The organism is Photobacterium sp. GB-210 (genome assembly GCF_003026075.1).
Taxonomy (GTDB): Bacteria; Pseudomonadota; Gammaproteobacteria; order Enterobacterales; family Vibrionaceae; genus Photobacterium.
On record NZ_PYNU01000007.1, the window covers coordinates 130,462 to 137,405 of the forward strand.

6 protein-coding genes are annotated in these 6,944 nt (G+C 34.6%); 3 read left to right on the forward strand and 3 right to left on the reverse strand.

Annotated features, from left to right (window positions below):
- Positions 1-138 precede the first annotated feature (138 nt).
- A complete protein-coding gene (locus C9J38_RS11540) occupies positions 139-978 on the forward strand; it encodes an SDR family oxidoreductase (protein ID WP_107207230.1) in 840 nt (279 codons plus the stop codon).
- A 220-nt stretch (positions 979-1,198) separates the two neighbouring features.
- On the opposite strand, the gene C9J38_RS11545 is transcribed toward C9J38_RS11540, so the two are convergent.
- Together C9J38_RS11545 and C9J38_RS11550 are read right to left on the reverse strand one after the other, a co-directional pair.
- On the reverse strand, positions 1,199-2,461 hold the full coding sequence (locus C9J38_RS11545; protein WP_107207231.1) for a dicarboxylate/amino acid:cation symporter: 1,263 nt from the start codon (positions 2,459-2,461) through the stop codon (positions 1,199-1,201).
- Positions 2,462-3,434: 973 nt separating this feature from the next.
- Positions 3,435-3,845: a hypothetical protein gene (locus C9J38_RS11550; protein ID WP_146144064.1), complete on the reverse strand. Its 411-nt coding sequence runs from the start codon at positions 3,843-3,845 to the stop codon at positions 3,435-3,437.
- A 134-nt stretch (positions 3,846-3,979) separates the two neighbouring features.
- On the opposite strand from C9J38_RS11550, the gene C9J38_RS11555 reads away from it, so the two are divergent.
- Both C9J38_RS11555 and C9J38_RS11560 read left to right on the forward strand, forming a co-directional pair.
- The gene (locus C9J38_RS11555; RefSeq protein ID WP_107207233.1) at positions 3,980-4,903 is read left to right on the forward strand and encodes a DMT family transporter; all 924 of its coding nucleotides are present in this window, start codon (positions 3,980-3,982) and stop codon (positions 4,901-4,903) included.
- Positions 4,904-5,036: 133 nt separating this feature from the next.
- Entirely contained in the window at positions 5,037-5,330 is a 294-nt protein-coding gene (locus tag C9J38_RS11560; protein WP_107207234.1) for a hypothetical protein, read from the forward strand.
- Between the two features lie 688 nt (positions 5,331-6,018).
- Here C9J38_RS11560 and C9J38_RS11565 read toward each other — a convergent pair.
- The gene (locus C9J38_RS11565; protein WP_107207235.1) at positions 6,019-6,846 is read right to left on the reverse strand and encodes a hypothetical protein; all 828 of its coding nucleotides are present in this window, start codon (positions 6,844-6,846) and stop codon (positions 6,019-6,021) included.
- Positions 6,847-6,944 lie beyond the last annotated feature (98 nt).

Genomic DNA, 6,944 nt, shown 5'->3' on the forward strand with positions numbered 1-6,944 from the left:
CTCGACTTTGGCTAAACCATGATTTTCAACGCTATTCAGCATTCCATATCACTGCAAACCTCAAAACTGTTGACACCTGTAAATTTAAAGGTGTATTTTAAATGCAACTTTATTGACCTAGATTAAGGAAATATTAAAATGAATAAGAAAACGGTATTTATTACAGGTTCAAATTCAGGTATGGGCTTATCTACAGCAAAACTTTTTGCGGCAAAAGGATATAAAGTTTACGGAGGAGTTCGTAATGCTAAAACTGGAGAGACATTAAAAAATGATTTTACTGTTAATGACCTAACTATTACGCCGGTTATCTGTGATGTAACAAATACTGATAGCGTCAATTCGGCTATTGAATCTATTGTCAAAGATAGCGGTAAAATTGATATTCTCGTTAATAATGCGGGTTATGGCCTCGTTTCTAGTGTTGAAGAAGGGACTGATGAAGAACTCATACTCCAATACAATGTAAACGTATTTGGTGTGTTCAGAACTTGTCGTGCAGTAATTCCATTCATGCGTGAAGCCGAAAGCGGTATGATCATTAACGTTGGCTCGTTCTTAGGTAAGATGGGTCTTCCACTGTTAACTCATTACAACTCAAGCAAGTATGCGGTTGAGGGTATTACTGATTCGTTACGCTATGAACTAAATCCATTTGGTATTAAGGTTCATACGGTCGCGCCAGGTCTATTCAAAACTGGATTTGTAAAAAATGGGCTTAAAGCGAACACTAAAACAACAAGTGAAGATACGCCTTATGCCACTCAAGCGAGCGCCCTTCTCCCTCAACTTGTAGATATGATCAACAATGGACCTTCACCAGATTTAGTCGCTGATGCCATACTGTCAGTCGCCGAAGGTAAAATTACAGATGCACGAGTTCCTGTTGGTGAAGACTCTGTTTACTTCAGTGATACATTGAATAAGCAAACCCAAGAAGAATTTGAAACCACTGTTAAAAACGCACTTTCACTATAACGAATTCAACACAGTAGCCTATTTTATTACCAAGTTGTTTTACAGCTTTATTCAGAGCCGCTTAGATTGATTTTAGTTGAATAATCGATGTAATAAGTTGAAAAAATTGATTTACGGGAACGGAAAGATAAACAGTAAGTAGTTATAAAATCCGAATTATCAATCATCAACTATAAAAAAGCGGAGCCTAAGCTCCGCTTTATCATTGCGTTAATTTCGTTTAAGCAGGATTTACTTCTGCATTTACTGGCTCTTCAATAGCACCTTCGGTTTTAGCAACAATGGTATTTACTGCCGTATCCCCAACTACATTAGATGACGTACAGAACATATCGTTAATACGGTCAACAGCTGCAACAATAGCTAAACCTTCTGCAGGTAGTCCTAATTGGTTAAGCAATACACCTACCATCACGATACCGCCACCCGGTACACCACCCGCGCCCACAGACAGTAGCAAGATAGTTAAACCTAATGTCACAATATCTGAAGAGTTAATAGGTTGACCAAATGCGTTAGCCACAAAGATGGTTGCTAGTGCAATATAAATAGATACGCCTGACATGTTCATTGTGGCGCCTAGTGGTACACCAAAACCTGCAACAGATTTCGAAACGTTTAACTTTTCCGTTAGGGTTCGCATAGTAACTGGGATGGTTGCATTTGAACTTGCTGTTGATAGCGAGAATAAAACCTGCTCACGTGTTGCACGCAAAAATGTCTTAGGTGATGTACCCGTTGCAATGCTTACTGCCATTGGATAGAAAATGAAAATCCAGAACACCAACATGCTAACAACTAACGCTACGTAACCTGCAACAGATAACAGCGTATGTGAATCCAGTGTTGCCCCTAATTGGATCATTAGCGCGAATACACCGTATGGCGCAAGACTCATCACTAAGCCAACCAGCTTCATCATAATTTCGTTAGCTACTTTAAAAGTACGAATAGCTGGACCACCACGTGAATCTAATGCTTGAATCGCAAGCCCCGTTAAAATTGCCATAAAGATGATTTGTAACATGTCACCATTAGCAAAAGCTTGAACTGGGTTACTTGGTACGATATTCACCACTAAATCAAAGATATTAGGCGTTTCTGTTGTTGTAAGTTTAACGGATTCAGACACGCTTCCTGCTAAATTCGCGCCTTTACCCGGTTGGAAAATCATACCTACAGCTAACGCAGCACTGATCGCAATAATGGTATTAATAATGTAAAGCGCAAAAGTTTTACCACCAAGACGACCAAAAGCTTTAACATCTTTTAGCTCCACGATACCGCAGACAATAGACACAAAAACTAAAGGTACAACAAGCAATTTGATTAGGGATACAAACATCCCCCCAGCCCCTTCTGCTGCCCCTAATAAGTAAGTATCAAAGAGTGCGATATCATTAAAAATATATTGGATTGCTGTGCCGATTATTAGACCTGCAAAAAGACCGACAAAGATCTTTTTTGAGAGCGATTTATCCATTGCTCATCTCCGATTGTTATGTTGTATTTTTATAATTTGATAGTGACTAATAACACTATTTTGCTGTCGAGCCAGTGCATAATACACAACAAAATAACAATTCAAAGCATTTATTTACAAAAGTGCAACATCGATCATTTAGAGTAAACAACTAAATTTACATCCATTTATCGCATAACACATTGAGAGATAATGTGTAAATCACCTGTTTCACCTCCAAGAAAGGATATTATCTTGCGAGCAACAAAAAACACCACTGGCTATTTTTCATACAAGGTTTTACTGAGTGTGTTACATGCAATATCTTGGTGAGAATTAATTTTGTATTATGTAGCCATTAAAAAAGGCCACCTAAGTGACCTTTAAATTATTTTTAGTTGCCTACTAACTCTACGTTTACGCACTAAAAGCTGTACCAAATAGCAGAAAAAGAACTATAAAATTAAGACTGCCGCCACCGCCACCATTATAATTATCGTTATTGTCATGATGATATGGAATTAAGTCATCAGATTTGGTCTTATTAACAACATTCACTTTTAGTGAATTACCTAAAGAGCCTAACTCAATAAAAGCACCTTTTTCATTATTAACGCTAAAGCTTAATTGACAAACATTAAATGGTTTTATTAATCGATTACAGTCCGAATCAGAGTTTAAGGTAATATTATTTACCGTTAAATTCTTAACCGTAATATTATAATCTTTTCCAATATCATTTACTTCAACAACAGTTGGCGCGTTCCAACCATTAATTTATTGGGTTATTACATCAATCGCATTTTTACTGAATGTTTGATAAATGACTGTTTTATTTATCATGTGAGAATTTGGTACTAGTGTACCAACAAGTGTTACACCATAAGTAAAATCATTACCATGTTCTGTATAATTATAGGCATATTAGGGAGTAGTGAAAATATCGCTGACACTTTATCTTTTTATAAAAGTAAAAGGCACGTTTATGGATTGATCATTTAAGCCAAATTACCAGCCCTACGATAAGCAATAACGAAATGATTGGAGTAATAAAGTAAAACGCACCGATAAAAAAGACTGTCTCTTTGCGGTCTGCTTTATCTATTTCGATGTAGTTCCATGCTTTTTTTACATTATCGATTTTACTGACAATATGATTAATCATCAATGCAGGTCCAATAGTAGCAGCCCCTATCAAAACAAACATCAATTCAATAGGAATATGAACGCTAAAAAAACTCTCTAGGATGATGTTAATGGTTAAAAGTACCATCTGAAAGGGTATAGTGAGAGCGAGAACCGTCTCCCAAGATTTCATTCTCCTATTAGAATGAGTTAAATTCTTAGGCGCTATACTGATATAGACAACAGATAGTAATAGCTTTAACTGATCAATTTTTTTCAATGGCGTAACCTAATAGTTAAAATCTCGCTTTTATCCAAGTATTTTCACATCTGGTTTCTTTCTGGTTCAGCATACCTCTTTATAATTACTTTTTGATATGTATACAGAACGTTTAGCAAAATGGCTAGAACATCATGAAACCTCAATACAATAATATGCTTGGCGCACTCTTAATCATTATTGCGACACTATCACTTACTATTAAAGACAGCGCTGATAAGTATTTGATACAGCATGGTTACCATCCCGTTCAAATGGTATTTTTCCGCTTTGCGATCCCGTTTGTATTTATGCTGCTTTTTATGCCAAAACAGACGAAAACCGCAATACTGGCCACCAACGGTAAATTATTGATCCGTGCTGCGATGTTCCTAACCTGTGCTGTAGTTTCGGTGATCTCTTTAAAATATATCCCTTTAGAAATCTATATCGTTATTGTACAAATGAGCAGTGTAGCGTATATGCTCGGTGGTGCCATTTTTTTTAAAGAAACCCTAACCTTACCAAAAATTATCGCAACAATCTTAGGCTTTATTGGCGTAGTTGTTGTTATCAATCCCACTAATGTCGATGGCTTGCATTGGGTCTATTTATTGCCGTTACTTATTGCAGCAACGACCTCTGGCTATAACCTGATAACCAAGACTATCGACTCAAAAATATCTCTTATTTCTGTTTTAATTAACTCGTTTTTTGTTTTAGGTTCAGTTGCAACAATACTACTCATTGCTCAGCCTGATATTTGGAAAACACCGACATTAACAGCATTACCCTATTTTCTCACAATTCCAATTGTGACTATCGTGTCACAATTGTGTTTAATCAAAGCCATGAACGTGGCTGAAGCCTCTCACGTAGCGCCATTTTTCTATTTTCAGATATTGTTTTCATGTATTTTTGGCTACTGGCTTTTCAATGAAATTCCAACAACATATACCATCATTGGTGCAATTTTCATTGTAATATCAGGCTTAATTATAACTTACGCTAACTATAAACCTGGTTGTGGAAAAGCCCTAAAGCAGTCCAATAAAAAGTTAAATTCTGCACCAGAATAGTTCAAAAGCTCACCCTTTAAGTGCAAGATCATAGGATCCATACATATGTGACAAATAACTTATTGTTATAAAAGGATTAAATATTGGTATAGATTTTGGATTTAATTTTGTGGCAGATATATAAGGAGTGAATATGTATATTGAACATAAGCATTTTAAACTACCTAATAATACCTCAGAGGTTGACGTTTTCATTAGTCCAACAGGCGATATTGAAGTAATGATAGAAGGTAATCAACAAGTTCTAAAAGGCGATTTTCATCATCTTTCATTCAAGATAATAAATACAGGAGTTGATTTGATATATAAAACACGTTCAAAAAAAAGTTCTTGGGATATTATCCTTACTCAACAGGATGCAGAAACCGTAAGTAAAATGATGAATGAAGCCGATGAATATTATGAAATTATTATGCGCGATTTATAATAACATTGGGGTTAGATACATAACCCCTTTGATAATAAAATTTATAACGCTCATATAATTACTCTCATAGTCAATATACAGTTAACAATATAATTAAGAATATTAAAAAAAATATCACCACTTCAACCACCCATTAGAAAATTATTATTAATTTTTATTTGGCCTGACAAACTCATATAAAGATAAAGTTTATGATGTTGACATGTATTTTATTGGAATCAATTGTAATCATATATAAATGATATGTTATGTATAACATCACGCCATGTTATGTGTAGAAGTTCAATACTCGATAAATACTATAATACCAATAAGATAAATAGATGTATTTCCTACCCAATTTACTCACTGTTATCAATCCATTTTTCTAGCCTCACCTTTTTAATCGGAGTTTCTTTTGCTTTATCTAAAGTAACATTCTCTTACAAGCGATATTGTTTTCCAGCGAAATAAGTACTTTAATTAATAGTAGCTGTTAGTCTGACTCGATTTCGCATTAACACATTATCTATTGATCCGATAGGTACTTATATTTCATAAATCTTGATATGGTGTGTATCTAATTTCCCATTAAAATAGCTGTGGTTTAACTCATTAAATTTTTAATGGTGTAACCTATAAATTAAGTACGAGTACGAATATTGGGAATGACAACTTAACATTCCCCAGCCCTTTAATTAAATAAAGTTTAGAATATGCTCGCTGTCTTCAATTGCACACGTTCAAGATTGATTTTTATCTTTTTATTAGTATAGTTAACAGGTTTAATATTATTATCTTTAGTATGTATTTTTACTGTTATCTCACAGGATTTAAAGTTATCTTCTAGCTCATAGAGTGAATAATCAAACAACTCTTTCAAAGTCAAATTCGGCGTATAAGGTGATGATAGACTGAATTGGTATGTCAAGTCCTCTGGAAATAACATTTTATTACTCAAACCATCATTTTTAATACATTTTAAGTAGAGAATTTCACCAGCATTGCTAGCACTATCAGATAAATTTTGCCAACTAAATGTAATTTGATCCGATTCATACTCTGTTTCAATTCCAAATAACATCATCCCGGCCGGGAAAGTATCCACATAAGCGTGAGAAACAATATCGCCATTTCTATACCAATACAGCTCAAATGCAGAGTTTAACGGTAAATCAGAAAAAATTTCCCGAGGAAATGAAGTTATAAAGTCTGGCTCAAACTCAACACCTTCAGAAACGATTTTCATTTTATCTATTTCACTAAAATAAACGTGTTTTGACATTGTATTTTCTAAAACAGCAGAACCGTGGGCCCGAAGTGGTTTTTGACTTCCTTCAAAGTTATCTTCAATACTTAAACCAAAATGTGGTGTTAGATCTTCCACATTATAAGTACAAGACATTTCAACCATACCTCCACATATGGGTTCTACTTCTTTTGGTTGCTCAATGCTTTTTTTTTCGTTGTCATTACCACCGCCGCCACCACAACCCGCCAGTAGGACTAAAGATAATAAGCCGATCCTATGTTTCATATTCACTTCCTTTTGATTTATGATTTTTGATTTATTTATTTATTTATTTATTTATTTATTTATTTATTTATTTATTTATTTATTTATTGATTTATTGT